A 26942-nucleotide genomic window follows, 5' to 3' on the forward strand; every position below is an offset into this window, starting at 1 on the left:
AAAGACACCTTGCCGGCGTTTCAGGCAGGCAAGGTGTTCTTGTGGATGCGCCCGTCCTTCATCACCAGCGGCATGCTGCGATCGGGGTCACCGATCAGGGATATGTCCTGCAGCGGATCGCCATCCAGCAGCAACAGGTCGGCATAGGCGCCGGCCTCGATGCGGCCAAGTTTGCCGGGATAGGGATTGCGCGGGCCCGAAAGCCCCAGGAGATCGGCATTGCCGCTGGTCAGCATCCGCAAAACCTCGGCATTGTCATACCAGCGGGCGAATTTGGCGAGCTGCCTGCCCTGCGTGGCGGTGCCCGCCGGGCTGAACAGAATATCGGTGCCCAGCGCCATCCTGACCTTGTATTTGCGGCCAAGTTCGATCGCCCGCACCGTGCCCTCGGCAATCAGCTCCTGCTGCTGCCGCTGTTCCGGCGATGGTTTGGCATTGGCATCCTCATCGGCCAGAAACGGCTGGATACTCCACCACGCATCGGCATCGGCGATCCGCTGCACGGTTTCCTCATCCGCGAGCTGGCCGTGTTCGATGGATTTGACGCCGCATTCCAGCGCCCGGCGAATGGCCGCGGAGGTGTAGGCGTGAATGCAGACATAGGTGCCCCAGTCTGACGCCGCCGCAACGGCCGCCTTCATTTCGGCGGGCGTATATTGCAGGGAATCGATCGGATCGAAGGAGGATGACACACCGCCGCCGCCCATAATCTTGATCTGGCTGGCGCCAAGCATCAGCTGCTCGCGCACCCGGCGCAGCACTTCCGCTTCGCCATCGGCAATGGCCGAAATTCCCGCCGTCTCCGCAACGCTGAGGTCGCTCTGCGGCTGGCGCGGCAGATCGGTGCGCATGCGGAAATCGCCATGCCCCGAGGTTTGCGACACCATGGCACCGGAGGGATAGATGCGCGGACCGGCCACGCGGTTTTCATCGATGGCGCGTTTCAGCGCGAAGGAAGGCCCGCCGACATCGCGCACGGTGGTAAAACCGCGCAGCACGGTACGCTCGGCCTCCTGTGCCGCGACCAGATGCACATAGGGAATATCCGCCGTCATGGCCGCAACCTGCGAAATACCGGCGAGAATGGAATGCCAGTGGGCATCGATCATGCCGGGCATCAGGGTGCGGCCACCGCAATCGATCACCTGCGCATCCGCAACCGCATCCGCCGCGCCGACCAGCGCCTTGATGAGATTGCCCTCGATCAGCACGCCGTTGCCCTCGATCAGCCTGCTGTCGATGCCGTTGAAGATTTTGACATTGCGCAGCAGGATCGATTTTGCCGGTGCCTGCGCAAAGGCAGGGTCGACCTGACCGAGTGCGGCCACCGCCAGGCTTGCCGCAATGCCATTCAGCACCGAACGGCGGGAAAGCCCGGCATTCATGCGCGCAAACAGGTTTCGGGCTTCGGGACTATGGCAGGCGCAGCCGCCATCATGAACGAGATGAGCGTATCTTTCTCCGAGACGAAACACCAAGCGACACCCCTTGTTTCTGCGGAAGCGGATCAACCACCGTCGGGTTGCGAGTTAAGCCGATTTGCCGTTGAGCGACAAGCGCAATCATGCCGGGAACAGCGGACAGGCGAACAATCAGACCGGCAGATATTTTTTCGACGCTCAAACCGTAAATGACCGTTTCAGCCACCTGCCCCACGCCACAAAGTGCTGTCGCGGATGAGCGTGGGAACGCACGCGTGCTGGTTGCCGCGTCAATGCATTTCGGGGCAATTTTCAGGCTGAAATGCCGCAACCGCGAAGGGAATGACAGGCAATGAACGAAATGCCGACAACACGCATAGAGTGTAATTGATCCCTTGACGAATACCAGCTTGCGAAGAGCACCTTACGTTAAGGGAAGAGATTCAACAGATATAATTTTAACATATTGTTTTACAACGTATTCGTGAGGATAAATCGTTGTGGCGCGACACCTCCCTCAATTTCCATCCGAGAAATCTTGTTCTAACAATCGTCAGTTTTTTCGACTATTCGACATTGCGAAACTGCAACTTTCCCTTGTTCTCAGTGAGTCTGAAAAAGGGAGAGACGGGCAGATCGGCCGCACTGCGGTATTTGTCATATTCGGGGGCGAATAGTGAACGACGTTACGGTAGAACCACGGGCTTCGAAAGAAGCGCGCGCATTGGCATGCAATGCCATCAGATCCAGCAAAAACATCCGTTTTCTTTCAGGCGTGTCTCTCGCCGTTCTGGCACTCGGCTGTTCCATGCGGCCGTCGCTGGCCGCAAGTTTCACAGCCTCCAATGAGGCCGAACTTTCACAGGCCATTACCGACGCGGCAGCCAGCGGCGACGCCTCCTCCACGATTACGCTGACCGGCAGTTTCTCTGTCACCAGCACGCTTCCGGCCGTCAGCAGCAACATCACCGTGGATACGGCAAGCTACACGCTGACCTTCACGACGGCGGCAAACCTGGATGTCGCCAGTGGTTCGACATTGACCTTTTCCGGCCAGCTTGCCGGCAGCAACACGGTGCTGACCGTCAATGGCACAGGCACTCTGGTGGTCGATGCCACGGCATCCGGTATCAGCCGTATTACCGTCGATCAGGGCGCACTGGTGGTGAATGGCGGCGGCGATGTCATCTTCGGAACATCGCTTGGTTCCACGATCTCGCAGCTCGATATTGCCGGATCGGCCGGTGCCAATGGCAGCGTCACCGTATCGGGTGCCGGAACGCGCCTCATTGCCACCGGCTCGGATAACGTCGATCTCAGCAATGCTTCCGACACGGTTGCGACGCTGACCATTCAGGACGGCGCGGCCCTCACCACTGGAACCTCGTCTATCCGCATTCACACCACCAGTTCGCAGGGTGTCGCCACCGTCAATGTGCTGGGTGCCGGGTCCAGCCTGGAGAGCAACAACTTCGGCTCCTATAACGGCACGACCAGCATCAATGTGCTGGATGGCGCCGTGGTCGACATCAGTTCCGCGACAAACTGGGGCGGGCTTGCCGCCACGGCTTACGCGGGCGCCAATGTCACCGCTGTCGTTTCGGGCGACGGTTCCCGCTGGGATACCGGTGCGACATTCGCCATGCAGATGGGCTCCCTTTCCGTGCTCGATGGCGGCGTCGTGACTGCAACGACCATGAACATTGCCACGGCAGCCGGCGCTGTCGTTCCCGACTTCAGCGTGCTCGTCTCCGGTCAGGGCTCTGAACTCAGCGCTACCAACATCAATGTCGGCACCTTCGGAACCGGTGTGCTGACCATCGCCGACGACGGCACGGTCGTCGTCAATGGCGGCGCAAACGAACTGCGGATCGGCGGCACGGATGCAGACAGCAACGCATCGCTGAACATCGGTGGCGTGGCCGGTCAGCCCGCTGCGGCGGCGGGTACGCTGGTCGCCTCCGCCGTCACACTGGCGGCAAGTGCCGAGGTCAATTTCAACCACACTGAAACCGGCTATGTGTTCGACACGCCCATCAATGGCAGCGGTGCGATCAACCAGTATGCCGGCCGCACCATCTTCAATGCCGCCCAGACAGGCTTTTCAGGCACCACCAGCATCTATGGCGGCGTTCTCGAAGTAAACGCCACGCTCGGCGGCGTGGTGGATGTCATCTCCGGTACGCTGGCCGGTACGGGCACAGTCGGCAACACCACCAATCAGGCTGGCGGCACCATTGCGCCCGGCAGCAATGGCATCGGCACCCTGACCATCGGCGGCGATTACACCGGCAATGGCGGCACGCTGGCGATTGAAAGCGTGCTGGGCGACGACAGCTCAGCCACCGACAGGCTGGTCGTGACGGGCAACACCTCCGGCAGCACCAATGTCGCCGTGACCAATCTCAATGGCGATGGCGCATTGACGACCGACGGCATCAAGATCGTCGATGTCGCGGGCACTTCGGCAGGTCTTTTCTCGCTGCTTGGCGATTACACCTATGAAGGCGAAGAGGCCGTGGTCGGCGGCGCTTATGCCTACCGGCTTTATCAGGGTGCGGATGGCGACTGGTATCTGCGCTCCGTTCTCGATGCATCGGTTTCGGTCACGGACCCGCTCTACCAGCCGGGCGTGGCGCTTTACGAAGCCTATCCGCAGATGCTGCAGATGCTGAACGAACTGGACACCCTGCAGCAGCGCGTCGGCAATCGCTACTGGCAGACGGATCTCGAGCCTGTTGCGACATCGGGTCTCGATGGCGTCTGGTTCCGCACCAAGGGCATGCATGGCAGCATCGACCCGAAGTCCAGCAGCAGCGGCGCGACCTATGACTACGATCTGTGGAAGGCCGAAGGTGGCATCGACGGCGCGCTTTACGACAGTGAAAAAGGCCGTCTGATCGGCGGGCTCACCGCCCATCTCGGCACCATCACCGGCGATATCAACTCGATCTACGGCAATGGCGAGGTCGACACGACGGGTTATGGCATCGGCGGCACGCTGACCTGGTACGGCAATGACGGCTTTTACGCCGACGCCGTGAGCCAGGCGACGTGGTACGACACCAACCTGAAATCCGATCTGGTCGATGGCGCACTGAAAAACGGCAGCAACGGCTTCGGTTATGCCCTCAGCCTCGAAGGCGGCCGCCGCTTCACCTCCGGCTCATGGGTCATCACCCCGCAGGCGCAGCTCGTTTATTCCTCGGTCGATTTCTCCACCTTCAACGACCGCTTCGGCGCCCGTGTTTCGCTGAAGGACGGCGACAGCCTGATCGGGCGTCTGGGCGTGGCGGTGGACCGCGACGAGACCTGGCAGGACAAGAACGGCGAGACCGTTCGCGGCCGCATCTACGGCGTTGCCAATCTCTATAACGAGTTCCTCAACGGGACCGCCATCGACGTCTCCGGCGTCGGCTTCGACAGCAGCAGCGAACGGCTCTGGGCCGGCGTGACGCTGGGCGGCTCCATGACCTGGAAGCAGGACCGCTTCTCGATCTACGGCGAACTCACCGCCAAATCCGGCCTGAAAGACTTCACCGACAGCTACGCCCTCAGCGGAACCGCCGGCTTCCGCGTGAAGTGGTAACCTGAAACGACCGGCGGGCGGCAGAAGCTGCCCGCCGTCTCACTCGATCACCTCGCCCCGCATCAGAAACTTCGACAGCACAACCGTCGAAATGAAGCCGATCACGGCGAAGATGAGGATGAATGGCAGGTAGAGCGGATTGCCTCTTTTGATGGCCAGAACCAGCGCCTGCAGCATGGCGATATTGTAAAGCGTATCGGCCGCCAGAATCCGGTCCTGCGCCCGTGGGCCACGCAGCAGCCGGAGGGCGGCGATCAGCATGGCAAGCGCCAGCATGACCTGAGCGAGACTGGCCGACCAGTAGACGATCATCGAACCCGACATGGCGATTACCCGCGCATGTGGCTGATATCGAACGGAAAAACCGGCTGGAGAATGCAGAGTAAACGGATATGCATGGCGACCTCGTGAAAAACACAGAGGGGCCGTCCCCGAATGAGAAACAAGACACGGGTCGTCCCGTGTGACACCGGGATATCATGATCTCCCCTGCCCGGACAAGCACACTCTGGACCCTCGCGCACAGACGTGATAATTCCTCGAACCAGCTTGATAAGCTCCGTTCGGGACGACCCGAGGGCGGCATGATGTGATTGGGGACGACCCCGGATGAGGTCACCATTTATGCCCCACATGCCCGCAATTTCTCTTTTCCGTGGTGTTGTTCCCAAGCTTGTCATCGCCTGGGCCGTCGTTGCCGCGTTTCAGTTCGAGTTTCATTCCTGGCTTTCCGCCGACATGTCGCCGATGGTGGCGATCGGCTGTTTTGCCGTGCTGTTTGCGACAATCCTGATGGCGGCGTTCGGTGTCGTGCGTGAGGCCGATGCGCTGGCGCACCGGCTTGGCGAACCCTATGGCACCCTGATCCTGACGCTTTCCATCGTGTCGATCGAGGTGATCCTGATTGCCGCCGTGATGCTTGGACCGGGCGAAGCGCCGACCATTGCGCGGGACTCGATCTTTGCCGTGATGATGATCATCATGAACCTCATCACCGGTATCTGCCTGCTCGCCGGTGCGCTGAAATACGGCGAGCAGGAATACAACGCCCCCGGCACCATCACCTTCATCAGCATGATCCTGATCCTCGTCGGCGTCGCACTGCTGCTGCCCAACACACTGAGCACGGGCAACGGCACGTTCACGCCGGTGCAGGCGGTCGTTCTCTCGGTTCTGACCGTGATCGGTTATGGCGGTTTTCTGGCGCTGCAGATGGGCAGATACCGCAGCGATTTCATGCAGCCCGAAGCCGGGCGCATGTGGATTCTGCTGTCGGAAGCGGCAAGCCGCAACAAGGCCGACGACACGAAGGCGCAGGCCAGCGGCAGCAGCAACCTCATGCATGCGGTCAGGCTGGTGGCACTGATGTTGCCCATCGTGCTTCTGGCGCATGACCTCGCCATCATCATCGACAACGGCGTGGTGCAGGCTGGCGCACCGGTTGCCGTGGGTGGCGTGCTGATTGCCATCATCGTCTTCACGCCGGAATCCATCACCGCCATCAAGGCCGCACTCAACAACGAAACGCAGCGCGCGATCAACCTTTGCCTCGGCGCCTTCGTCTCGACCGTGGGCCTCACGGTTCCAGCCGTGCTGACAGTGGGCCTGATGACCGGCAAGACCGTGGTTTTCGGCATTTCAGCGGTCGAAACCGTGCTTCTGGCACTGACCATCGGGCTGACGACGCTGACCTATCTCGGGCACCGCACCTCCGCCACACAGGGCATGCTGCATATTCTTCTCTTCTTCGTGTTCGGCCTGATGCTGTTTACCGCCTGACACGCAGATGCACCGCAGGACGACCTGCGCTCTGCCAAGCGACCAGGGGACGGCCCCACAGCCATGAGGCAATCATGATGTGGACCAGCCGCCGAAAGCTTTACCGGGCGATACGCCAGACGATCATGGACAATGCGTGCGAGCGTTCGCCGGGCATCGTTACACGCGTGTCCGCGCTCGCCATTTTTCTGCTCACTGCCAACCGTGAGGTGCGTTTTCGCCGTGCAGCAGCCTTTGAACGATAGCCGTTGCAATCAGAGCGCGACGCAGCTAAGAAGCCCCTGTGCGGGACGACCCGCGCCTTGAAACGTTCCGGGGACGGCCCCGAATCTCCTTGTCGAGATCAGAGGCCGCCCGATTGTTGACCGTCACCCATCATCCAGAAATCATTGGTCCGCAGGCTCTGCGCGCCCGGCAACGCTGTGGCGCTGCTTTGGCGTGCCGTTGGTCTGTCGTGGCCACAGCCCGTCAGAGGAAGCCGAATGGCCGGACCCATTGAACAATTCGAAGTGAAAAAGATCATCGAGATCAACATCGGCGGTGTGGATCTGAGCTTCACCAACGCCTCCGCCACCATGTTTTTGACCGTCGCCATCGCCACCGGTTTCCTGCTTCTGGCGACAGCGCAGAAACGGCTTGTCCCCGGCCGGTGGCAATCCAGCGCCGAAATGCTCTACCTGTTCGTCAACAAGACGCTGCGCGACAATGTCGGCAAACACGGAATGCACTTCTTTCCGTTCGTTTTCACGCTGTTCATGTTCATTCTGACCGCCAACCTGCTTGGCATGTTTCCTTACGCTTTCACGGTCACGGCCCAGATCGTCGTGACCTTCGGGCTCGCCGCACTCGTGTTCCTGACGGTGACGCTCTACGGCCTCTACAAGCACGGCCTCGGTTTCCTGCGCCTGTTCAAGCCGGATGGCGTTCCCGCCGTTCTGGCACCGATCATCATTCCCATCGAGCTGATTTCCTACCTCTCGCGCCCGGTCAGCCATTCGGTGCGTCTCTTCGCCGTCATGCTGGCAGGCCACATCACGCTCAAGGTGTTTGCCGGTTTCGTCGCATCGCTCGGTGCCATGGGAACGCTGGGTGTCGCAGGCGCCATCATGCCGCTGTTCATGACGGTTGCGATCACCGCACTGGAATTCCTGATGGCTGCCATTCAGGCTTACGTCTTCACCATGCTGACCTGCATGTACCTGAACGACGCACTGCATCCCGGCCACTGAGACCCAGCAACTGAAACCCGGGCACTGAATCCCTGATGTGAAACGGGCGGGCCAAGGCCCGCCGCTTTCCGCAGGATCAGGCGCAACAGCTTGCAGATGACGGTGTGCAGCACGGCTTTGGCGTGGCGGTTTCCTGCTCCGCCAGCCACCGGTCACGCGGCTTGCAACTGGCCGGGCGCGGTGCAAGCTCTACCGAGATGACAGTCTCGCCAACCTGCGGCATTGCCGCGCAATAAAGCGCCATCGGCCGATCCCCGTCGCTGACTTCGAAGGTCAGTCGCGCCGAGCCATCCAGCTTCACATGCTCCGATACCTTGCGGATGATCGCCGCAAATTTCCCGGCCTGCATATGGGTTCGCCCGCCGTCTTCGACATCCCAGAGCTGCACGAAGATTTCCGCCCATGCCTCGGGGTTCGCGCCGCAATCCAAGCCCGAAAACTGCCCGGCCTTCACTTCGGTCACATGATAGCCGGGCTTTACCACCTGCCCGTCATAGCGGAACACCAGCGGCAGGTCGGGTTTGCGCGCCAGCGTTTTGAGCAGAAGCCCGAGGCTGATGTCAGGCGATGAGGTCTTGTAGAAGGCGTTCATCTGCGTTATTCCTCGTTTCAATATTTCAAGGATTATTGAAACATGGAAGAACGTCAAGCCCTCGCATCCTTCGGCGCGCTGTCACAGGAAAGCCGGCTACAGATCGTGCGGATGCTGGTGGTGGCGGGTCCGGACGGCATGTCGGCGGGGTCGATTGCCGAACGGCTGGAAGCCTCGCCCTCCAACGTCTCGTTCCATTTGAAGGAGCTGGACCGTGCCGGTCTGATCGGCCAGCAACGCGAGGCGCGCTCGATCATCTACACCGCCAATTATGATGCGCTGAGCGGTCTGGTGCGCTTCCTGCTGGAAGATTGCTGCGCCGGACACCCGGACATCTGCAAGCCCATGTCCTGCAAATCAGAAGCGAACACGAACGGAAAACCAATTGTCTGATCGTGTGCCTGTTGCCGCCGTCCTGCTGCTGGGCGTTACCCAGAACATCGGTTACGGAACGCTCTATTACAGTTTCAGCATTCTTGCGCCTGATATGGCCGGGCATTTCGGGCTTTCGCAGCAATGGGTGTTTGCCGCGCTGTCGGTGGCGCTCATGGTTGGCGGGTTGACGGCGCCGTGGCTTGGCACGCTATTTGACCGGCTGGGCGCGGCAAAGGTCATGACGGCAGGCTCGGCGGTGGCGGCGGCAGCGCTTGTTGCCTGCGCCTACGCACCGGAAAAGGCATCCTATGCCGCCGCGCTGATCGTGATGGAGGTGGCGGCCAACCTCGTTCAGTATGGCGCGGCCTTTGCGCTTCTGGTGCAGCTTCAGCCGCAGGTCGCCGCACGCAGCATCACCTATCTGACGCTGATTGCCGGTTTTGCCTCCACCATCTTCTGGCCGATCACCACGGCACTGCACGCCCATCTGTCGTGGCAGCAGGTCTATCTGGTGTTTGCCGCCCTGAACCTGTTGATCTGCCTGCCGCTTCACGCCTGGCTTGCCGCGACCATGGTAACGTCGCGCAACGCCCCTGCCCGCGAGGTCCAGCTTGTCGAAGGCGTCCTGCCTGGAGAGCATCGAAAGCTTGGATTTGTGCTGATGGTGGCGGGCTTCTCCCTGACCTCGCTGGTCAGCGCCGCCGTGCTGGTGCACATGGTGCCGCTGCTGTCCGGCCTCGGGCTTGGCGCAGCCGCCGCCATGATCGCCACCCTGTTCGGCCCCTCACAGGTGGCGAGCCGGTTGATCAACATGGTGTTCGGCAAGGGCATCGATGCCGCGCATCTGGCCATCATCGCCGCCGCGCTGATGCCGGCAGGCGTGATGACGCTTGCCGTTTCAGCACCCTCCATCGCCGGCGCCATGGTCTTTGCCGTGGTCTTCGGCATGGGCAATGGCCTGTTGAGCATCGTGATCGGCGCCTTGCCGCTCCACCTCTTCGGCAGCCAGGGTTATGGCAGGCTGCAGGGAAAGATGATGGCGGCGCGTCTGATCGTCTCCGCACTCGCGCCCTTCGCGCTGGCATTTGCCATGTCCGCCATTGGCATCGGCGCTTCGCTTGCGGTCACCGCAACCCTTGGCGCATCGGCGATCATCCTCTTCGTCAGCCTGGCAAGACTGGCGCGCTAGACACCTGATCTGCCGCGTCTGACAAGCAGCAGTGCGTAATGGGTCACGGCGGCAAACAGCCCGACGATCGACGCGTAGTTGACGAAGAACTGTAGCGTCGAGGCGTTGAAATCCCACATATCCAGCGCGTAGGTCAGCATCAGCTTCGAGCCGAAACCCATCTCGACCGTGCTTTCGACACCATGCGCTGCAACGGCCGCTGTCACCAGCCGCAGACCCGCCGTGCGCCAGCGGCTTTTGCCGTCGAGACGCAACAGCGCGGCGCAGGCATTCATCACCACCTGCCAGCGGGTGCCGAGATGGATGGCGATGACAAGCAGCACCCAATAGGCTGCAAACATATGCAGTTCACGCACAGCAAAGGCGCCGTCCAGCGCCATGAACGGCAGGAGGTCGCGCGAGATCAGCACGCTCGTCACCAGCATGATCGTCATACCCAGGGCGAGACAGGCGATGGTCGCCAGATTGACGATGCGCACGGCATCCAACCTGCGCTTCGCCACGCCGCCATACCAGCGCCGATTGAAGACATTGTGCCCGATGACCAGCGCGAACAGGGCCGTGCCGAAGACCTCATGCGCAAGATTATCGAGCCACCAATAGGCCAAACAGGCGACAATCAGCCCGATGGCAACGACATCGAGCAGCAGGCGCAGACGAAAGACGGCGTTCATTCGAATTCGAACCGGCGCATGTCGTTGAAGGTATAGAGGAAGTCCCGGTCTGCCCGCGATGTGTGGCAGCGCTGGCAGCGCGCCGTGTTCTCTTCCATGTTGATCGAGCCATCGGGCTTGAACCACTGGAACTGCCAGTCGGCGGTGCGGCGGTTTTCATCATAGTCCTGCCCCCAGCCCTCGCCTTTTTCCATGATGAAATAACGGAAGACCTCGCCACCGCGATAATCGACCAGCGCCACATGCGTACCGTTGGGGATCGGCTCGCCCCGCTTGACCGCCTCGATCGCTTCCCGCGTCGTCATGATATGCTCCGTCACCTCACCCCGCGTCACCGTGGTGTAATGGACGAGCTTGCTGATATCCGGCATGGTCGCCCGCGTCGGCTCTGCCTGAACCTGCATGCCGACAAGCACGACGGCGCCAGTGACGAAAGCGGCAGCAGCCGCCATCCTGAAAACCTTATTCATCGGCGCCCCCGTTTTTCAGGCCATATTGTGCGTCGGTCACGTGTTCCATCCACTCCACCGTCTTGCCATCAAGGGCTTCCGCAACGGCGATATGCGCCATGCCGCTTTCGGGCGATGCCCCGTGCCAATGCTTGACGCCGGGCGGTATCCACACCACGTCTCCGGGAACGATCTCCTCAATCTCGCCATCCCAGTGCTGCACGCGCCCCACGCCCTCCGTCACGATCAGGGTCTGACCGAGTGGATGGGTGTGCCAGGCGGTTCGGGCAGCCGGTTCGAAGGTAACGAGGCCACCACCGACCCGGGCGGGCGATGGCGTCTGAAACCGCGACTGCACTGTCACGGAGCCAGTGAAGTTTTCCGCAGAGCCTGCGGTCGCAGTCGCAACACTCGACCGCGCAACCTTCACGGCGCGATCGGGTTCAGCAAAAGCTGCGGTGGCGCTCAGAGCTGCAGCGACAGTAACCAGCGATGTCGTGTTCATGGATCAGTCCTCCGCAAACACGTCTTTGGCGATCGCGACAGCCGAAACACCACTCGGCCAGCCGGAATAGAAGGCCATATGCGTGATGGTTTCGACGATCTCCTCCTCCGTCAGACCATTCTGTCGGCCAAGACGGATATGCGAGCGCAACTGATCGGGACGATTGAGCGCAATCAGCGCCGTGATCGTCACAAGGCTGCGGTCGCGTTTGGAGAGTTCGGGGCGTTCCCAGATATCGGCGTAGAGGACACCATCGGTCAGTTCGGCGAGCTTTGGCGCGGTCTCGCCCATCAATTGCTGGGCACGGCTCTGCTGTGGCGAAGGTGTCGTGGTCTGGGCTTGGGTCATCGTAACGGAACCGAGAATGAGAGTGACGCTGGTGGCGAAAAACAGGCTTCTGGTCAGTCGTTTCAAAGGGAACTCCTTGCATGGCAAAGGGGATGGCCGGGGCGATGCGGCATGGCAACGCCCTGACCTGTTTTCGAGGGGAATGAAAAAACGGGGCTGTTTCAGACGAGCGTTCGGCCGAAGAACGGGGTCAGCTTGTCGAGCGCCGCATTGACATATTCCGGCACCCAGTAGGTTTCGATGTGTCTGGCGCCGGCAATCCTGAAGAGTTCCTTGTCCTTCGTGCCGGTGGCCCGGGGGAACGCGTCTTCCGTCATGTAAAGCGTATCGGCTTCGCTGCCGGCGATCATCAGCAAGGGAACGTCGATCAGCTCGATCTCGTCGGTCGCATCCCAGCGCATCAGATCCATCAGGCTGCTCATGGTGTAACGGAAGGTCGAGCCCGGATGCGCATGGGTGCGCCAGTAATAGTGATAACCCTGGCGATAGAGATCGAAGGGCAAGGCTTCGATCTGCGCATCGGTCAGGTTGGCATCACCGGCATAAAGCACCTCTCCACCGGCCGCTTCCTGAGCGCGGGCGGCGGACGCCTGCTGCAGCCGCGTCTGGATCGTTTCGAGCTGCGAGTCCTGAAAACCGTTGCGGCGAACGCGGCCGGAATTGAACATGCTGAGCGTGGCAACCGCCCTGAAACGCTTGTCGGTCTTGGCTGCTGCCAGCGAGTATCCGCCACCGCCGCAGATGCCGAGCAGCCCCAGCCGCGCCGTATCGACACCCGGAAAACGGCTGATGAAATCGGCCATGCCGTGAATGTCCTCGATGCGATGCTGCGGTTTGTCGACGCTGCGCGGCGCCCCGCCGCTTCCGCCCTGATAGGCGGCGTCGGCCGTGATGGTGATGAAACCGCGCTCCGCCAGACGCTGGGCGTAAAGCCCGGTGGTCTGTTCCTTGACGCCGCCATTCGGGTGAGCCAGCACGATGGCGGGGTGTTTCTGCGCCGGGTCGTAATTGGCAGGCGTATAAACATTGGCAACGATATCGAGACCATCGAGCCTGTATGTCACCGGGTGGATATTCACCTTGCCCGGTTCGTTTTTGGTGATCGCACCGTCATAGACCAGTGTGAACGGGTTCTGTTTGTAATCGGCTGCGACAGCCTCGGTCGTGCTCATGGTTGATACTCCGAAAATTGCGCCGGAAACGAAAAGCGCCGTGGCGCCGAGAAACTTGCGTCTCGCGCCGTTGATGATGTCATGGCTCATGCAGAGGCTCCTTGTCAGATCGGGCCGGGTTTTGCCCATGCGCCGCTCGCTCAATCGAGCGCCTTGTCGGTGAGGAATTGCGAGATCTGGTCGGCGATCTCGATATTGTTCAGGTCCGACATCAGAAAATGCGTGCCGCCCTTGATGCCCTTTTCCGGCAGGTGAACCAGCGTGGCGTCGCCACCGTGTCTGTTGACGGCATCGACCCAGAGCTTCGCCATCGCCAGCCGCACACGCCAGTTGTCCTGGCCGCGCTCGGCGGTCGGTTCGGTCGGGAAATTGTCGCCGTAATAGATGACGATCGGCAGACGGGTCAGCTTTTCGAAATCGGCAGCAGGGACCGCCTCGCCCTTCAGCGTGCCAGCCGCACTCGGCATGTCGGCAGGCACCTCACCTTCTGGAAAGATGAAACCGCTGCCCGGCTCCAGCGCCACGATGGCCTTGACGTTCGGGTTCCTGATCGCCGTCAGCCAGCCGGGGCCACCGGCCTGCGAATGGGTGAACAGAATGGCGGGACCGGTCCGGTCGAACAACGCCGACATGGCATCCGAAATCACCTTCGCATCAAAAGGACCGGTATTGGGTGTGACCGAACGGAAAAACTGGTCGAGTGCGGCCGGGTCACGCGAGAACTGCACGTTCCCGAAATAATCGGGCCATTTGCCGATGCGGAACTGGTCGAAAAACAACTGGTCGTAGGGCGTCGGCTCGATGGTCGTCGCCACCGTGCTGTTGCCCGCCCGGCCCCGGCGCGGCTGATCGACGAGATAGGTGGAATAACCGCGACGCAGGAAGATGTTCTGAAAACCCTCACGTCCATCTGGCGTGGTTTCCCAGCTTCGCGCCGACTGAAAGGCGCCATGCAGCATGACGATGGGCAGCGGCTTCGGGTTCTCCGGCACCTGATAGAAAACATAGGCGTGGTCGCCGTGGAGCGACTGTCCCTCGGCACCAGGCGCATTGTTGTTGTAGGTGCCCGGCGTCTTTGCCACCGTGCCGCCCACGGCAAAACTGCCCTGCTGCTGAATGACGATGGGGCCGGGTTTGACCGCCTCCGCCCATGCCGATGGCGATGCCATCAGGCCACCAGAGAGCACCAGTACCGACGCCAGCGATTTGAAATTCTGTCTCATCATACCCGTCTCGAGAATTGCGATGAGAAACGATATCGCGGTCGCTTTGACGGGATTAGCGGCTGGAAACCGGATGAGGTTATTAGCCCCACTTATCAATCACAGAGTGTTGATTACCATTTCGACCTTACCCGAAAAAATACCTCGGCGCCAAAGCGGCTGAAAACCGTTCAAACGGCTGATCGCATTCGGATTTTTACGAAATCTCGCAAAAAACGTCGCCACAAGATTGTCCAGATTCCCACGTTTGCGCGTTGATACCGGGAGTAGCCGTCTGCTTCGCTCCGCGGCTTACATCAACTGTCGTGGAGATATGCCGTTGGAGATAAAAACGCCTGCGCTCGATCCTGCCCTCCGCGCCACGGCATTTGCCGAACGTCGCGGTTTTGAGCTTGCGGTTTACGGCCGCACCGTTGCGGCGGTGCTGATGGCCGGAACGGCGTTCTGGGGGTATCACTATCCCAACAATCTCTGGGTCGCCGGGCTGTTTCTGCTGCTGGCGGCGATCGGTCTGCTACCGCTGGCAGCCGAAGAGACGCGTTACGAAGTCCCCTCACGCTATGCCTTCTTTGCCATGGATGCGCTGCTGATTTCGGCCGTCCTGTCCTTCGTACCATTGAGCAGCGGCGAGATGGTGCCGCAGAACCTCGTCTTTCTGACCAGCCGCGATCACTTCTATTACATCGTCATCGTCGCCTCGGTGCTGACGCTCTCCCCACGCCTCGTCGTGTGGACCGGTGTGTGGTGCATGGCGGGGCTCTCGGCATCGATCGGCTGGATCGTTTTCAGCCTGGGCGACTTCCTGACTTACGAAAACCTGCCGCTCGCGCCGAAACGGGAGGTGTTTTATTCGGTGGTGCTGAGCCCGCATTTTCTTGGCATGGCCTCCAGACTGCAGGAGGTGCTGATTATCGGCGCGGTCACGGGCATTGCCGCCCTCGCCGTCCATCGCGCCCGGCACATGGTACAGGCCAGAGCCGTGGCCGAGACCGGACGGCGGCGCATGCAGCGGATCTTCGGCAAATACGTGCCGCCGCATGTGGTACGCGAACTTGCCAGCAATGAAGGCTATCTCCGCCCGCAGATGCGCGAGGCAACGCTGCTGTTTGCCGATGTCGAAGGTTTTACCGCGCTATCGGAACAGCTTTTCCCCGAAGTGCTGATTGCGGTGCTGAACGAACTCTTTTCCGCCACCGCAGGCGTCATTGCCCGCAATGGCGGTCTTGTCGTCAGCTACATGGGCGATGCCTTCATCGCCTCCTTCAACGCGCCGCTGCCGGTCGACGACCATGCCGAACGCGCCATCGCCTCGGCCCGCGAAATCCTGCGGCTGACGGACCAGAAAAAATTTGGCGGCCACAGCCTGAAACTGCGCATCGGCATTGCCACCGGCCCGGTTGCCGCCGGGACGGTCGGCAGCGATGACCGGCTGTCCTACACGCTTTACGGCGATACCGTGAACCTGGCGCAGCGGCTGGAAGCGCTGAACAAGGATCATGACACGCGCTGCCTGCTGAGCGGCGAAACGGCAAAGGCGGCGGGCCATGCCGTCGGGCTGACCTATCTCGGCGCGGCGAATGTGCGCAACCGGCAAAAGCCCGTCGATCTCTATGTGCTGAACGACTGAAACCCTATCCGCGGTAACGCAGCGCATCGACCACCAGCGCGAAGGCTGGCGAGGCATGACGCCGGTTCGGATAATAGAGGTGGTAGCCCGCAAACGGCGCGCACCAGTCTTCCAGCACCCGGATCAGCTCGCCCTTGGCAATGTGCTCTTCCACCAGATCTTCCGGCATATAGGCCAGACCGAAACCGCGTTTGACGGCATCGAGCCGCATGGCGATGTTGTTGAATACGAGCTGCCCCTCGACACGGACCTTCAGTTCGTGGCCGTCCTTCTCGAACTCCCAGGCAAGAATGTTGCCATAGGTCGGCATTCGGATCTGGATGCAATTGTGGCTGGTCAGATCTTCGGGAACCTCCGGCCAGAGGTTCTGCTGAAAATAGGAGGGCGAACCGACCACAGCCATGCGCATTTCCGGGCCGATCCTGACCGCGATCATGTCCTTGGCCAGTTGTTCGCCGAGCCGCACGCCCGCGTCATAGCGCTCCGCAACGATGTCCGTCAGGCCGTAATCGACGGTGATCTCGACGTTGATATCGGGATATTGCGGAATGAATTTTTCAAGCGCGGGCGCAAGCACCGAGATTGCCGCATGTTCGCCGGTTGTGATGCGAATGGTGCCGGCGGGTTTGTCGCGCATGTCACTGAGCGCAGACAGCTCCGCCTGTATCTCATCGAAGCGCGGTCCCGCCGTCTGCAACAGACGCTCGCCCGCCGCCGTCGGTGAAACGCGGCGCGTGGTTCGGGTGAGCAGGCGAAGCCCCAGCCGCTCCTCAAGACCGCGCACCGTCTGGCTGAGCGCCGATTGCGAGACACCGAGCTTGACGGCTGCGCGGGTAAAACTCTCCTCGCGCGCCACCGTGACGAAGGCGATCAGATCGTTGAAATTTTCCTGCGGCATTTATTAGGTGTCCTTATAGCCTCATGCTGATTACTGCCTCTAATCGATAAGGTCGGCAAGGAATATCTTCAGAGCATCGAAACCGCAGCCTTGCCGTGGAGGACGGCCAAGCGCCCGCGCAGAACGGAACAAAGATGCCCGACAGACACTTGACCGCCTCCCCGCAACACAAAACCGCAATCCTCGCCATCATCCTCATCAGCTACGTGATGATCGTGCTGGACATATCGGTCGTGTTGACCGGACTTCCGAAAATCCACCATGAACTCGGCTTTACCGATGCCGGCCTTGCCTGGGTGCAGAGCGCCTATACGCTGACCTTCGGCGGCTTCCTGCTTCTGGGTGCACGCGCCGGTGACATTCTCGGCCGTCGCCGCATGTTCATCACCGGCATGGCGATCTTCACGCTCGCCTCGCTTGCCATCGGCGCCTCGCAATCCGCCGCCTGGATGCTGGCGTGGCGAGCCATTCAGGGTCTCGGCTCGGCCATTCTCGCGCCCGCCACGCTTGCCCTGCTGCAAACCAATTTCGAGGAAGGCGATGAACGCGTTCGCGCCGTTTCGCTCTACAGTGCGGCGGCCGGTGTGTCGGCGACTGTCGGCCTGATCGTCGGCGGGCTGCTGGCCGACTGGCTGTCCTGGCGTGTCGGCTTCCTCATCAACCTGCCGATCGGCATTGCCATGATCCTTGCGGCCCGCGTCTACATCAAGGAAACCGGCAGACAGCCCGGCACCTTCGATATTCCCGGTGCGCTGACCTCGACCACGGGCATGAGCGGCCTCGTCTACGGTTTCATCCGTTCGGCGCAGGCCGGATGGGACGGCACGACCATCGGCATCATTGCCCTGTCGCTCGTCCTGCTTGCCACCTTCGTGCACATAGAACGCCGCGCAAAACAGCCGATCCTGCCGCTGCGCCTGTTTTCGGATATCGAACGTTCCGGTGCCTATGGCGCCCGCGTTCTCTACCTCGGCGCAATGGTCGGCTTCTTCTTTTTCACGACGCTCTATCTGCAGGAAGTCGCAGGGCTGCGCCCAGCGCTCACAGGCATTGCCTTCGTTCCGGCCACAGCCCTGCATGTGCCCATTGCCATGATCGTGCCGCGCCTGATCCGCCGGTTTGGCCGCAACGCGGTGCTTGTTGCCGGCATGATAGTCGGTATCGTGGCGATGGCCTGGCTGAGCCGCGCCGGCGTCGGCTCCAGCTACTGGACGGCGATTGCCATGCCCATGCTGCTGATCGGCATCAGCCAGGGTCTGACGCTGAGCCCGCTCACCTCATCCGGCGTTGCCCGCGTGGACAATGCGGATGCCGGTGCAGCCTCCGGCGCGGTCAATGTCGCCCACCAGATGGGTGCTTCGGTCGGCCTCAGCGTGTTGATCGCCATTGCGGCCATCGGTTCTGCTGGCCTCAGCGGCGCTGACCTGACGGCCTACCGTGTGTCCCATGCCTTCGATGCCGGAACGGTTATGCTCGTGCTGACATTGATCATTGCCCTTCTGACAATCGTGCCTGCGGCCTCGCGCCAGGCAAACTCCAACGCCGTGCCGACTGAGCGCACGGCCTGACCCGAAGGAGAATAAAATGCAAAATCGCAAACTCGGAACGCTCAACGTCTCCGCCCTCGGCCTTGGCTGCATGGGCCTCAGTTTCGGTTATGGCGCAGCGATCGACACGAAGGACGCCATTGCCCTGATCCGCGCCGCCCATGACCGTGGCGTGACCTTCTTCGACACCGCGCAGGTCTACGGCCCCTTCACCAATGAAGAACTGGTTGGCGAAGCGCTGCAGCCGTTCCGCGACAAGGTGGTCATCGCCACCAAGTTCGGTTTCGAACTGCCGAGCCCGGATGGCGGCCAGCACATGAACAGCCGCCCCGATTACGTGCGCCAGTCGGTCGAGGCCTCGCTGAAGCGCCTGCGCACCGATGTCATCGATCTGCTTTATCAGCATCGTGTCGACCCGAACGTGCCGATCGAGGATGTGGCGGGCGTGGTGAAGGACCTGATTGCCGAAGGCAAGGTCAAGCATTTCGGTCTTTCCGAGGCCGGTGCGCAGACCATTCGCAGGGCACATGCGGTGCAGCCTGTCACGGCGCTGCAAAGCGAATATTCGCTGTTCTGGCGCGAGCCGGAAAAGGAGATCATCCCAACGCTGGAAGAGCTTGGTATCGGCTTCGTGCCGTTCAGCCCGCTCGGCAAGGGTTTCCTGACCGGCAAGATCGACGCCTCGGCAACCTTTGCGCCCGGTGATTTCCGCAGCGTCGTGCCGCGCTTCCAGGCCGAAAACCTCAAGGCCAACACGGCACTGGTGGAAGCCCTGACGCAGATTGCCGACGCCAAGGGCGTGACACCGGCACAGATCGCCCTCGCCTGGCTTCTGGCCCGCAAACCCTGGATCGTGCCGATCCCCGGCACCACCAAGCTGCACCGTCTGGAAGAAAATCTCGGTGCCGCGACTGTTGAACTGAGCGCGCAGGATGCCGCCGAAATCGCCGACGCGCTGGCGAAGATCGATATCGTCGGCGACCGCTACCCGGCCCATCTGCAAGCCCGCGTCGGCAAATAACAACGGGAGAAACCCCATGAAAACCAGAACAATCGGAGACCTTGAGGTCTCCGCCCTCGGCCTTGGCTGCATGAGCATGAGTTCGGCCTATGGCCCGGCCGCCGACCGGGGCGACATGATCGCGCTGATCCGCCATGCCCATGACAGGGGCATCACCCTGTTCGACACCGCCGAAGCCTACGGCCCCTTTGGCAATGAAGAGCTGCTGGGCGAAGCCCTGTCACCGATCCGCGACAGGGTGGTCATCGCCACCAAGTTCGGTTTCGACATTGACCTTGAAACCGGCGAACGCCGCGGCGGCACCAACAGCCGCCCGGAGCATGTTCGCGCCGTGGCCGAAGCCAGCCTCAAGCGGCTGAAGACCGACCGTATCGATCTGTTTTACCAGCATCGCGTCGATCCGGCCGTGCCGATCGAGGACGTCGCCGGTGCGGTGAAAGACCTGATTGCCGAAGGCAAGGTCAAGCATTTCGGCCTTTCGGAAGCCGGTGTGGCGACCATTCGCAAGGCCCATGCCGTGCAGCCGGTGGCCGCCGTGCAGAGCGAATATTCGCTGTTCTGGCGTGGTCCGGAGGCAGAGCTTCTGCCGACGCTCGAAGAACTGGGCATCGGTTTCGTGCCGTTCAGCCCGCTTGGCGCCGGTTTCCTGACCGGCAAGATCGATGAGAACACCACCTTCGACCCGACCGACTTCCGCAACAGCGTGCCGCGCTTTACGCCGGAGGCACGCAAGGCGAATTTCGCGCTTGTCGATGCCATCACGGTCATCGCCGAAAACAAGCGCGCCACACCCGCCCAGGTGGCGCTGACCTGGCTGCTGGCGCAAAAACCGTGGATCGTACCGATCCCCGGCACCACCAAACAGCATCGTCTGGACGAAAACCTTGGCAGCGTCGATCTGCAACTGACCGCAGCCGACCTCACGGAAATCGACGCCGTGCTGTCCAGGATCGAGGTGGTTGGCGACCGGCTTCCCGAAGCCGCCATGAAGATGACGGGCCGCTGAGATGGATGGCGTGCCGAACTGCCGTTTCAGCTTCGATGCCATCGGCACGCGCTTCGAGATCGACACGCCGCAACCGCTTTCGACCATCATGCGAGAGCGCGTGCTTGAGCTGACGGAAGACTTCGACAGGCTCTATTCGCGCTTTCGCGACACCTCACTGATCGCAAAGATCGCCGCTGCCAAAGGCGGTGGTGTCTTTGCCTTTCCGCCTGATGCGGCGGTGATGTTCGACCTCTACGACCGGCTTCACACGGCAACCGATGGCGCGGTCGATCCGCTGGTTGGCGCCGATCTCGAGCGGCTGGGGTATGACCGCAGCTATTCGCTTGTCTCCACCTCTGACACGGCACCCTGCCCGGCATTGCAACGCCCGGCATGTAACCGCCCGGCATGGAACCGCGATGTCACGAGACATGGCGCGACACTCACGACCGGACGACCGCTGACCATCGATCTCGGCGCACTCGGCAAGGGCCGGCTTGTGGACCTGATCGCCGACCTGCTGAAATCGAAAGACATCGAGAATTTCCTTGTCGATGGCAGCGGCGACATGCGGCATCGGGGCAACCTGCCTGTGACCGTCGGGCTGGAAGATCCACGCGATCCCTCACGCGTTATCGGCATCGCCACGCTTGCCGATGGCGCACTCTGCGCCTCGGCGGTCAATCGTCGCGCCTGGGGCGATGGGCTGCACCACGTTGTCGATGGCCGCACCGGACGACCGACGCACGATGTCATCGCCACATGGGCGGTGGCGGCTGATGCGGCGACGGCCGATGGCCTTGCCAAGGCGTTGTTCTTCGCCCCGGCCGCACGTCTGAGGCAGGCATTCGATTTTTCCTTCGTCCGCCTGTTCGCCGATGGCCGCGCCGAAGTTTCCGACAACTTCGATGGCGAAGTTTTCACTGAGAAAGGACATTGATATGACCAGCCAGACCAGAACCATGCTGATGGCATCGGCTCTCGTGCTGACACTTGCCGGAGCGGCCGATGCGCAGGGCGTGAACCGCAGCCGATATGTCGATGGTGACTATGAAGCGACCGGCCAATATGGCGGCCAGCCGTCTTTCGTAACCGTGCGCGTCACCTTGAAAAACGACATCATCACTGCCGTCACGGTCACACCGCATGCCTATGTCCCAAGGTCGCTGGAACTGCAGCGCGCTTTTGCGGCGGCAGTGCCCGATGTCGTGGTTGGCAGGCGCATCGATCAGGTCAAGGTCGGCAAGCTGGCGGGGTCCAGCGGCACGCCGAAAGGCTTCAACGCGGCTCTCAGGCAGATCAGGGATCAGGCGGCGCGCAAAGCCGGATAAGACAACGGCCGGTCGAAACCGGCCGCCACAGATGTTCGGCGAAAGGTGTTATTCCGCTGCCGCCCGGGCATATTCCGCATCGGCTCCAAGCCGTGCGATGAAGGCCAGAGCCAGCGCGATGAGCGACAGAATAGCGCCTGCCCAGTTCGGTGAGGCAAGACCGAAACCGGCCGCAATGGTGGCGCCGCCCGCCCAGGCACCAAGCGCGTTACCGAGATTGAACATGCCGATATTGACCGAAGCGGCGATGGTTGGCGCACCGGCGGCATTGGCGCGGTCCATGACCAGCTTCTGGATCGGCGAAACCGTGGCAAAACCGAAGGCCGCCATGAGGAAGACCGAGGCCGAGGCGACCACGGCATTTTCAACGCCGGCCCAGAACACCATCAGGATGGCGGCCTGTGCGGCAAGCGTCACGAACAGCGTACCAAACAGCGAGCGGTCGGCAAAACGCCCGCCCACCCAGTTGCCGACGGCAAGGCCAAGACCGAAGAGAACCATCAGCCGCGCCACACCGGCTTCCGAAAAACCACCCTCCTCGATCATCATCGGCGCGATATAGGTGATCGAGGTGAAGAAGGCCGCCGGGCCGAAAACGGTGATGCCCATGGCCAGCAACACCTGCGGATCGGTGAAGGCACGCAGCTCGCGGCGCAGGGCAATGGCCTTGCCCGCCTTGATCTGCGGCACCAGCAAAGCAACGCTGACAATGGTGACAACGCCGATGGCGGCCGACAGCCAGAACACCAGCCGCCAGTCATAGACCTGTGCCAGCCATGTCGCGGCGGGAACGCCGACGAGATTGGCCATCGTCAGGCCGGAGAACATGAAGGCGATCGCACGCGCCTGCCGGTCAGGGGCCACCAGCGAGGCGGCAATGATGGAACCGATGCCGAAAAATGCACCGTGGTTGAAGGAGGTGATGATGCGCCCCGTCAGCGCAATCGACAGGGTCGGCGCGATCGCGGTGATGACATTGCCAAGCGTTAAGATGACCGCAAGACCGATCAGCATCGTCTTTCTGGGCACCTTCGCCCCCAGCACGGTCAGAACAGGTGCGCCGACAAACACACCCAGCGCATAGGTGGTAGCCATGAGACCGGCCGTCGGTATGTCGACGCCGAACTCCTGGGCGATCTGCGGCAGGATGCCGGCGACGACGAATTCGGTCAATCCGATACCGAAAGCGCCGACGGCCAGCGCGAGAAGAGCCAAGGGCATGATGAAACTCCAGATAGGCAATTGTCTTCCGAATAAAATTCGGCGTTAATGGCCATATGGTGGAATGAAATTCGGAGGTAAAGCCGAAATGGCAGCTGAAGTTGAAGAAAAAGATACGGTTCGGCAAACACGCCATCACCCTGCCGATATCGATGCGATCGACCGAAAAATATTAGGCGTGCTCGCCGAGGATGCCTCCGCCAGCTACGCCGAACTCAGCAAGATCGTGAATCTCTCCGCCCCCGCCGTGCACGAACGCGTCAAGCGTCTGAAGCGCGATGGCGTCATCAAGGGCACGGTTGCCCAGCTTGACGGCTGCAAACTCGGCCGCTCGCTGCTGACCTTTCTGGTGATCGATACCAGCAGCTACAGCGCAACGCGCGAATTGCTGAAATTCACCAAACGGCCCGAGGTCGAAGAACTGCATACCGTGGCGGGCGATGGCTGCGTGCTGGTCAAGGTGCGGGCTGTCGATACGGAATCGCTCGAAAACTTCCTGATGGAAATTCAAAGCCTCGAAGGGGTGCGCTCCGTGCGCAGTTATATCGCCCTTTCAACCTTTCTGGAGCGTGGGCCCTACCCCTGAACGGCAGACATCACGGCGTCACGGGCTCATGGCGTCATGGCGTCATGGCGTCGAAGATGGAACGGGGTTGATCGGGAGGGTGACATGCTGATTATTCTGGGCGGCCTGCCCGGTTCGGGAAAAAGCACCATCGCGCAAGCTCTCGCCGCACGCATCGGCGCCTGTTACCTCAGGGTCGATACGCTGGAGCAGGCGATCCGTTCGTGCCTGCCGGACGGATGCGATGTCGGACCGGCCGGCTACATCGGCCTTTACCGGCTGGCGGCGGACAATCTGCGGCTCGGCCGGACCGTGATTGTCGATTCCGTCAATGCAACGGAGATCACCCGCAGGGCCTTCAGGCAGGTGGCGACGGAGACCGACCGCCGATACATCGAGATTGAAATCCGCTGCTCGGATGCGACCACCCATCGTCACCGCGCAGAGACCCGCCCTTCGACCATCGAAGGCCTGACACCGCCCACATGGGCGGCAATCGAGGCGCGCAGCTTCGAACCGTGGTCGACTGACCTCAGCCTCGACACATTTCGCCTGTCGGTCGAAGACAGTGTGGCTGAGATCATGGCTTTGCTCTGATGGATTGTCCCCGTGAGAATTACCACCGCAATTGTAAGGTTCTGACAACCTTGAACGTTTAAGTTGAGCATCATTGCTTGTGATGCCCGGCGCTCAAGGAAGCCAAGATGCGGCGAAACATTGTTTTGACGATTGCATTCGGATTGGCAATTTGCGCCGGAGCTTTGCCGCTGCTCGCCGCAGTCTACATTTCACGCGAACGGGCCTTTGCGCTGGAAAGACGGCATCTGGCCGATTATGCCGACTGGACCGTGCAGCGCGGCGACCTCAACATTGCCCGCGCCCGCGCCGTGCTCAAGGTGCTTGCAGCGGAAAATCGCCAGTCCTGCACGCCCGACGATATTGCCCGGCTGCAGAAACTGACGACCGACGCACTCTCCGTCGATGAGATTGCCGTGACGAACAACGGACAACTCGTCTGCGACACCTGGGGGCTGGCCCGCACCGAGGCAACGCTGTTCGAGGACAGCATCGCGCTTTCCGAAGGCTATGAGCTCCGCCTCAATGGCGGCGGTCTCTCGGACCCGGTCGATGGCATGATCGTGGTAAGCCAAGGCAATTACCACGCGCTTCTGAAACGCGAACGGCTGGTTGATGTGCTGCACGACACGCCCATGCTGCTCGGCATCGCTTCGCTGGATGGCCAGCCGATTGCACTGTCCGGCGCAGCCGATCCGCAGCTTGTCTCGCGTCTGGTCGGCCAGGAAACCAGCGGTTTCAACGACAGGCAGGTCTTTTCCTCCCGGCGTGGCAAGGACTTTGCCGCCTTCGCCATTTCCAACCGCAGCGTCGTGGACTGGCGCACCGACGCCGAACTCTGGAAAATGATCCCGGTTGGCATCGGCATATCGCTCGGCCTCATCGCGTTGATTGCCTGGGTGTCGCGGCAGCGATTGTCACTGGCCGGTGAACTGGCAATCGGCATTCGTCGCAAGGAATTCGTCGCCCATTACCAGCCGATCATCGATCTCGCGACCGGCCGCTGCATCGGGGCCGAAGCCCTGATCCGCTGGCAGCGCCCGGATGGCTCCTCTGTCCGGCCCGATCTTTTCATTCCCGTTGCCGAGCAGAACGGCATGATCGGCCAGATCACCGAAATCATGGTGCGCAACGTGCTTGAAACCATGAAGGATGCGCTTGCCGAACACCGCGACATGCACGTCGCCATCAACATATCGCCGCAGGATGTGGAGGACGGCCGGTTCCTGACCCAGATCGACGATCAGCTCCGGACCATGAAGGTCCAGACATCGCAGATCTGGCTGGAGGTGACGGAGCGCGGCTTCATTCAGGCAGATGCCGCCAGCGCCACGCTGACCAGAGCCCGCGACGCCGGACATGTGATTGCCATCGACGATTTCGGAACCGGTTATTCCAGCCTGTCGATGCTGCAGAGCCTGCCGGTGACGGTGCTCAAGATCGACAAGTCCTTCATCGATGCCCTCGGTCGCAATGCCGCCACCAGCCTCGTCACACCACACATCATCGAGATGGCGCACAGCCTGAAACTCAAGATGGTCGCGGAAGGCATAGAAACCGCCGAACAGGAAGCGGTTCTGCACAAGGCCGGGGTGCAATATGGGCAAGGCTGGCTCTATTCGAAGGCCCTGCCCTTTGAGGACTTCATGGCGTTCTACGAGCGGCGCAACGCCGATATCAAGGGCGGCGCCAAGATCATCCGCCCGGTTCACTTCAGCCATTCACGTTAAGGCCGTCAGCCCGCACTGCGCGTGTGCTCGAAACAGTCGATCAGCATTTCGGTCAGCACCCGGACCTTTCTGGAAGGGTGCTGCCCCGGCGGGCGGATGACATAGATGCCGGCCGGCGGCGGCGGATAGCGGGTCATGACCGGCACCAGCGCACCGGAGGCGATGTGTTCGCCGGTAATGCCATCCGGCAACCAGCCGATGCCGAGACCGGCCAGCGCCGCAGCGGTCAGCGCCACGGCATTGTCGGCCTTGAACCGTCCGCGCGGATAGACCGTGATCGTCTTCTCTCCATCCAGAAACTGCCAGGCTTCCGTGCCCTGCATCAGCGCCTGATGATCGACAATTTCGGCCGGTGTCTTCGGCTCGCCATGTTTCCTGACGTAGTCGGGGCTGGCGACCAGCTTGCCGTAAAGCGGGCCGACACGTCTGGCAATCAGGTTGGAATCCGCCAGATATCCGACGCGAATGGCGCAATCGAAACCCTCTGCAATCAGATCGACAAAGCGATCGCTGTAGGATGTGTGCACATTGAGCTGCGGATGGCGCTGCGCCATCTGCGCAAGCACCGGGGCAAAATGCGTCGGGCCGAAGGAAAGCGGCACGGCAATGCGCAGGCGCCCGCAAAGCTCTCCCGCCGGCAGGATGGTTTCTCTGGCTTCATCGATTTCGGCGCAGGCTCTGGCCGCATGATCGCGAAAGGTGATCCCGGCCTCGGTCAGGGCGGCACCCCGTGTCGTGCGGGCCAGAAGCTGGATGCCGAGTTCCGCCTCCAGCCGGATCAGCCGGCGGCTGACAATCGATTTCGACAGGTTGAGCCGCCGTGCGGCCGGTGAAACACCGCCGGCTTCGGCAACTTCCACGAATGTCCTGAGGTCTTCGATATCCATCTGGCG

The 26942-nt window shown here is 61.4% G+C and carries 27 protein-coding genes; 15 read left to right on the forward strand and 12 right to left on the reverse strand.

All coding sequences use genetic code 11. The features are described from left to right. Positions 1 to 20 precede the first annotated feature (20 nt). Entirely contained in the window at positions 21 to 1475 is a 1455-nt protein-coding gene (locus HWX89_RS17440) for a metal-dependent hydrolase family protein (RefSeq protein ID WP_353505700.1), read from the reverse strand. A 622-nt stretch (positions 1476 to 2097) separates the two neighbouring features. On the opposite strand from HWX89_RS17440, the gene HWX89_RS17445 reads away from it, so the two are divergent. After that, positions 2098 to 5010, forward strand: a complete 2913-nt coding sequence (locus HWX89_RS17445; protein ID WP_138792410.1) for an autotransporter family protein — start codon at positions 2098 to 2100, stop codon at positions 5008 to 5010. A 39-nt stretch (positions 5011 to 5049) separates the two neighbouring features. Here the strand turns inward: HWX89_RS17445 and HWX89_RS17450 are convergent, their stop codons facing one another. Next, a complete protein-coding gene (locus HWX89_RS17450) occupies positions 5050 to 5334 on the reverse strand; it encodes a K+/H+ antiporter subunit F (RefSeq protein WP_138792411.1) in 285 nt (94 codons plus the stop codon). 300 nt (positions 5335 to 5634) lie between these two features. Here HWX89_RS17450 and HWX89_RS17455 point away from each other — a divergent pair, with 300 nt between their 5' ends. From HWX89_RS17455 to HWX89_RS17465, 3 genes are all read left to right on the forward strand, one after another. Beyond that, the gene (locus tag HWX89_RS17455) at positions 5635 to 6789 is read left to right on the forward strand and encodes a calcium:cation antiporter (protein WP_138792412.1); all 1155 of its coding nucleotides are present in this window, start codon (positions 5635 to 5637) and stop codon (positions 6787 to 6789) included. 74 nt (positions 6790 to 6863) lie between these two features. Next, positions 6864 to 7034, forward strand: coding sequence for a hypothetical protein (locus HWX89_RS17460; protein ID WP_178340819.1), 171 nt, complete (start codon positions 6864 to 6866; stop codon positions 7032 to 7034). A gap of 237 nt (positions 7035 to 7271) precedes the next feature. Then, complete coding sequence (locus HWX89_RS17465) at positions 7272 to 8018, forward strand: F0F1 ATP synthase subunit A (protein ID WP_138792413.1); 747 nt, start codon at positions 7272 to 7274, stop codon at positions 8016 to 8018. A gap of 76 nt (positions 8019 to 8094) precedes the next feature. Here the strand turns inward: HWX89_RS17465 and HWX89_RS17470 are convergent, their stop codons facing one another. Next, positions 8095 to 8610 (reverse strand): DUF6428 family protein, encoded by a 516-nt coding sequence (locus tag HWX89_RS17470; RefSeq protein ID WP_138792414.1) that lies wholly within the window; start codon positions 8608 to 8610, stop codon positions 8095 to 8097. Between the two features lie 42 nt (positions 8611 to 8652). Between HWX89_RS17470 and HWX89_RS17475 the strand changes: the two genes are divergently transcribed. Continuing rightward, positions 8653 to 9003, forward strand: coding sequence for an ArsR/SmtB family transcription factor (locus HWX89_RS17475; protein ID WP_138792415.1), 351 nt, complete (start codon positions 8653 to 8655; stop codon positions 9001 to 9003). Beyond that, on the forward strand, positions 8996 to 10174 hold the full coding sequence (gene arsK, locus HWX89_RS17480; RefSeq protein WP_138792416.1) for an arsenite efflux MFS transporter ArsK: 1179 nt from the start codon (positions 8996 to 8998) through the stop codon (positions 10172 to 10174). The genes HWX89_RS17475 and arsK overlap by 8 nt, the downstream gene beginning before the upstream one ends. Here arsK and HWX89_RS17485 read toward each other — a convergent pair. The 6 genes from HWX89_RS17485 to HWX89_RS17510 form a co-directional block, all read right to left on the reverse strand. Beyond that, positions 10171 to 10848 (reverse strand): DUF4405 domain-containing protein, encoded by a 678-nt coding sequence (locus HWX89_RS17485; RefSeq protein ID WP_138792417.1) that lies wholly within the window; start codon positions 10846 to 10848, stop codon positions 10171 to 10173. The two genes, arsK and HWX89_RS17485, sit on opposite strands and share 4 nt — an antisense overlap. Further along, positions 10845 to 11318 carry a cytochrome P460 family protein gene (locus HWX89_RS17490; protein ID WP_138792418.1) on the reverse strand — a complete coding sequence of 158 codons (474 nt, stop codon included), beginning with the start codon at positions 11316 to 11318 and terminating at the stop codon, positions 10845 to 10847. Before HWX89_RS17490 ends, HWX89_RS17485 begins: the two co-directional genes overlap by 4 nt. Beyond that, the gene (locus tag HWX89_RS17495) at positions 11311 to 11802 is read right to left on the reverse strand and encodes a (R)-mandelonitrile lyase (RefSeq protein ID WP_138792419.1); all 492 of its coding nucleotides are present in this window, start codon (positions 11800 to 11802) and stop codon (positions 11311 to 11313) included. The genes HWX89_RS17490 and HWX89_RS17495 overlap by 8 nt, the downstream gene beginning before the upstream one ends. Before the next feature lie 3 nt (positions 11803 to 11805). After that, on the reverse strand, positions 11806 to 12150 hold the full coding sequence (locus tag HWX89_RS17500) for a carboxymuconolactone decarboxylase family protein (RefSeq protein WP_138792568.1): 345 nt from the start codon (positions 12148 to 12150) through the stop codon (positions 11806 to 11808). Positions 12151 to 12311: 161 nt separating this feature from the next. Then, positions 12312 to 13322, reverse strand: coding sequence for an alpha/beta hydrolase (locus tag HWX89_RS17505; protein WP_246705237.1), 1011 nt, complete (start codon positions 13320 to 13322; stop codon positions 12312 to 12314). 140 nt (positions 13323 to 13462) lie between these two features. Next, positions 13463 to 14545, reverse strand: a complete 1083-nt coding sequence (locus HWX89_RS17510; RefSeq protein ID WP_210271467.1) for an alpha/beta hydrolase — start codon at positions 14543 to 14545, stop codon at positions 13463 to 13465. Between the two features lie 313 nt (positions 14546 to 14858). Between HWX89_RS17510 and HWX89_RS17515 the strand changes: the two genes are divergently transcribed. Beyond that, positions 14859 to 16172: an adenylate/guanylate cyclase domain-containing protein gene (locus HWX89_RS17515; protein WP_138792422.1), complete on the forward strand. Its 1314-nt coding sequence runs from the start codon at positions 14859 to 14861 to the stop codon at positions 16170 to 16172. Between the two features lie 4 nt (positions 16173 to 16176). Here HWX89_RS17515 and HWX89_RS17520 read toward each other — a convergent pair whose 3' ends face one another. Further along, positions 16177 to 17070 (reverse strand): LysR family transcriptional regulator, encoded by an 894-nt coding sequence (locus HWX89_RS17520; RefSeq protein WP_138792423.1) that lies wholly within the window; start codon positions 17068 to 17070, stop codon positions 16177 to 16179. 134 nt (positions 17071 to 17204) lie between these two features. Between HWX89_RS17520 and HWX89_RS17525 the strand changes: the two genes are divergently transcribed. Genes HWX89_RS17525 through HWX89_RS17545 form a run of 5 tightly spaced genes read left to right on the forward strand, consistent with a single transcriptional unit; the run spans position 17205 to position 21957 of the window. Next, positions 17205 to 18638, forward strand: coding sequence for an MFS transporter (locus HWX89_RS17525; RefSeq protein ID WP_138792424.1), 1434 nt, complete (start codon positions 17205 to 17207; stop codon positions 18636 to 18638). 16 nt (positions 18639 to 18654) lie between these two features. Beyond that, positions 18655 to 19638 carry an aldo/keto reductase gene (locus HWX89_RS17530; RefSeq protein ID WP_138792425.1) on the forward strand — a complete coding sequence of 328 codons (984 nt, stop codon included), beginning with the start codon at positions 18655 to 18657 and terminating at the stop codon, positions 19636 to 19638. Between the two features lie 16 nt (positions 19639 to 19654). Continuing rightward, complete coding sequence (locus HWX89_RS17535) at positions 19655 to 20644, forward strand: aldo/keto reductase (RefSeq protein ID WP_138792426.1); 990 nt, start codon at positions 19655 to 19657, stop codon at positions 20642 to 20644. Between the two features lie 10 nt (positions 20645 to 20654). Then, positions 20655 to 21566 carry an FAD:protein FMN transferase gene (locus tag HWX89_RS17540; protein ID WP_353505701.1) on the forward strand — a complete coding sequence of 304 codons (912 nt, stop codon included), beginning with the start codon at positions 20655 to 20657 and terminating at the stop codon, positions 21564 to 21566. Between the two features lies 1 nt (position 21567). Continuing rightward, the gene (locus HWX89_RS17545) at positions 21568 to 21957 is read left to right on the forward strand and encodes a hypothetical protein (protein WP_178340820.1); all 390 of its coding nucleotides are present in this window, start codon (positions 21568 to 21570) and stop codon (positions 21955 to 21957) included. Between the two features lie 48 nt (positions 21958 to 22005). On the opposite strand, the gene HWX89_RS17550 is transcribed toward HWX89_RS17545, so the two are convergent. Beyond that, positions 22006 to 23178, reverse strand: coding sequence for an MFS transporter (locus tag HWX89_RS17550; RefSeq protein WP_138792428.1), 1173 nt, complete (start codon positions 23176 to 23178; stop codon positions 22006 to 22008). A gap of 88 nt (positions 23179 to 23266) precedes the next feature. Here HWX89_RS17550 and HWX89_RS17555 point away from each other — a divergent pair, with 88 nt between their 5' ends. From HWX89_RS17555 to HWX89_RS17565, 3 genes are all read left to right on the forward strand, one after another. Beyond that, positions 23267 to 23764 carry an Lrp/AsnC family transcriptional regulator gene (locus tag HWX89_RS17555; protein ID WP_178340821.1) on the forward strand — a complete coding sequence of 166 codons (498 nt, stop codon included), beginning with the start codon at positions 23267 to 23269 and terminating at the stop codon, positions 23762 to 23764. A gap of 84 nt (positions 23765 to 23848) precedes the next feature. Continuing rightward, positions 23849 to 24340 (forward strand): P-loop nucleotide/nucleoside kinase family protein, encoded by a 492-nt coding sequence (locus HWX89_RS17560; RefSeq protein ID WP_138792430.1) that lies wholly within the window; start codon positions 23849 to 23851, stop codon positions 24338 to 24340. 107 nt (positions 24341 to 24447) lie between these two features. Further along, positions 24448 to 26049, forward strand: coding sequence for an EAL domain-containing protein (locus tag HWX89_RS17565; RefSeq protein WP_138792431.1), 1602 nt, complete (start codon positions 24448 to 24450; stop codon positions 26047 to 26049). Positions 26050 to 26054: 5 nt separating this feature from the next. Here HWX89_RS17565 and HWX89_RS17570 read toward each other — a convergent pair whose 3' ends face one another. Then, entirely contained in the window at positions 26055 to 26936 is an 882-nt protein-coding gene (locus HWX89_RS17570) for a LysR family transcriptional regulator (RefSeq protein WP_178340822.1), read from the reverse strand. Positions 26937 to 26942: the final 6 nt, after the last annotated feature.

The sequence above is a fragment of the Rhizobium sp. RM genome (genome assembly GCF_013390595.1).
Classification (GTDB): domain Bacteria; phylum Pseudomonadota; class Alphaproteobacteria; order Rhizobiales; family Rhizobiaceae; genus Agrobacterium.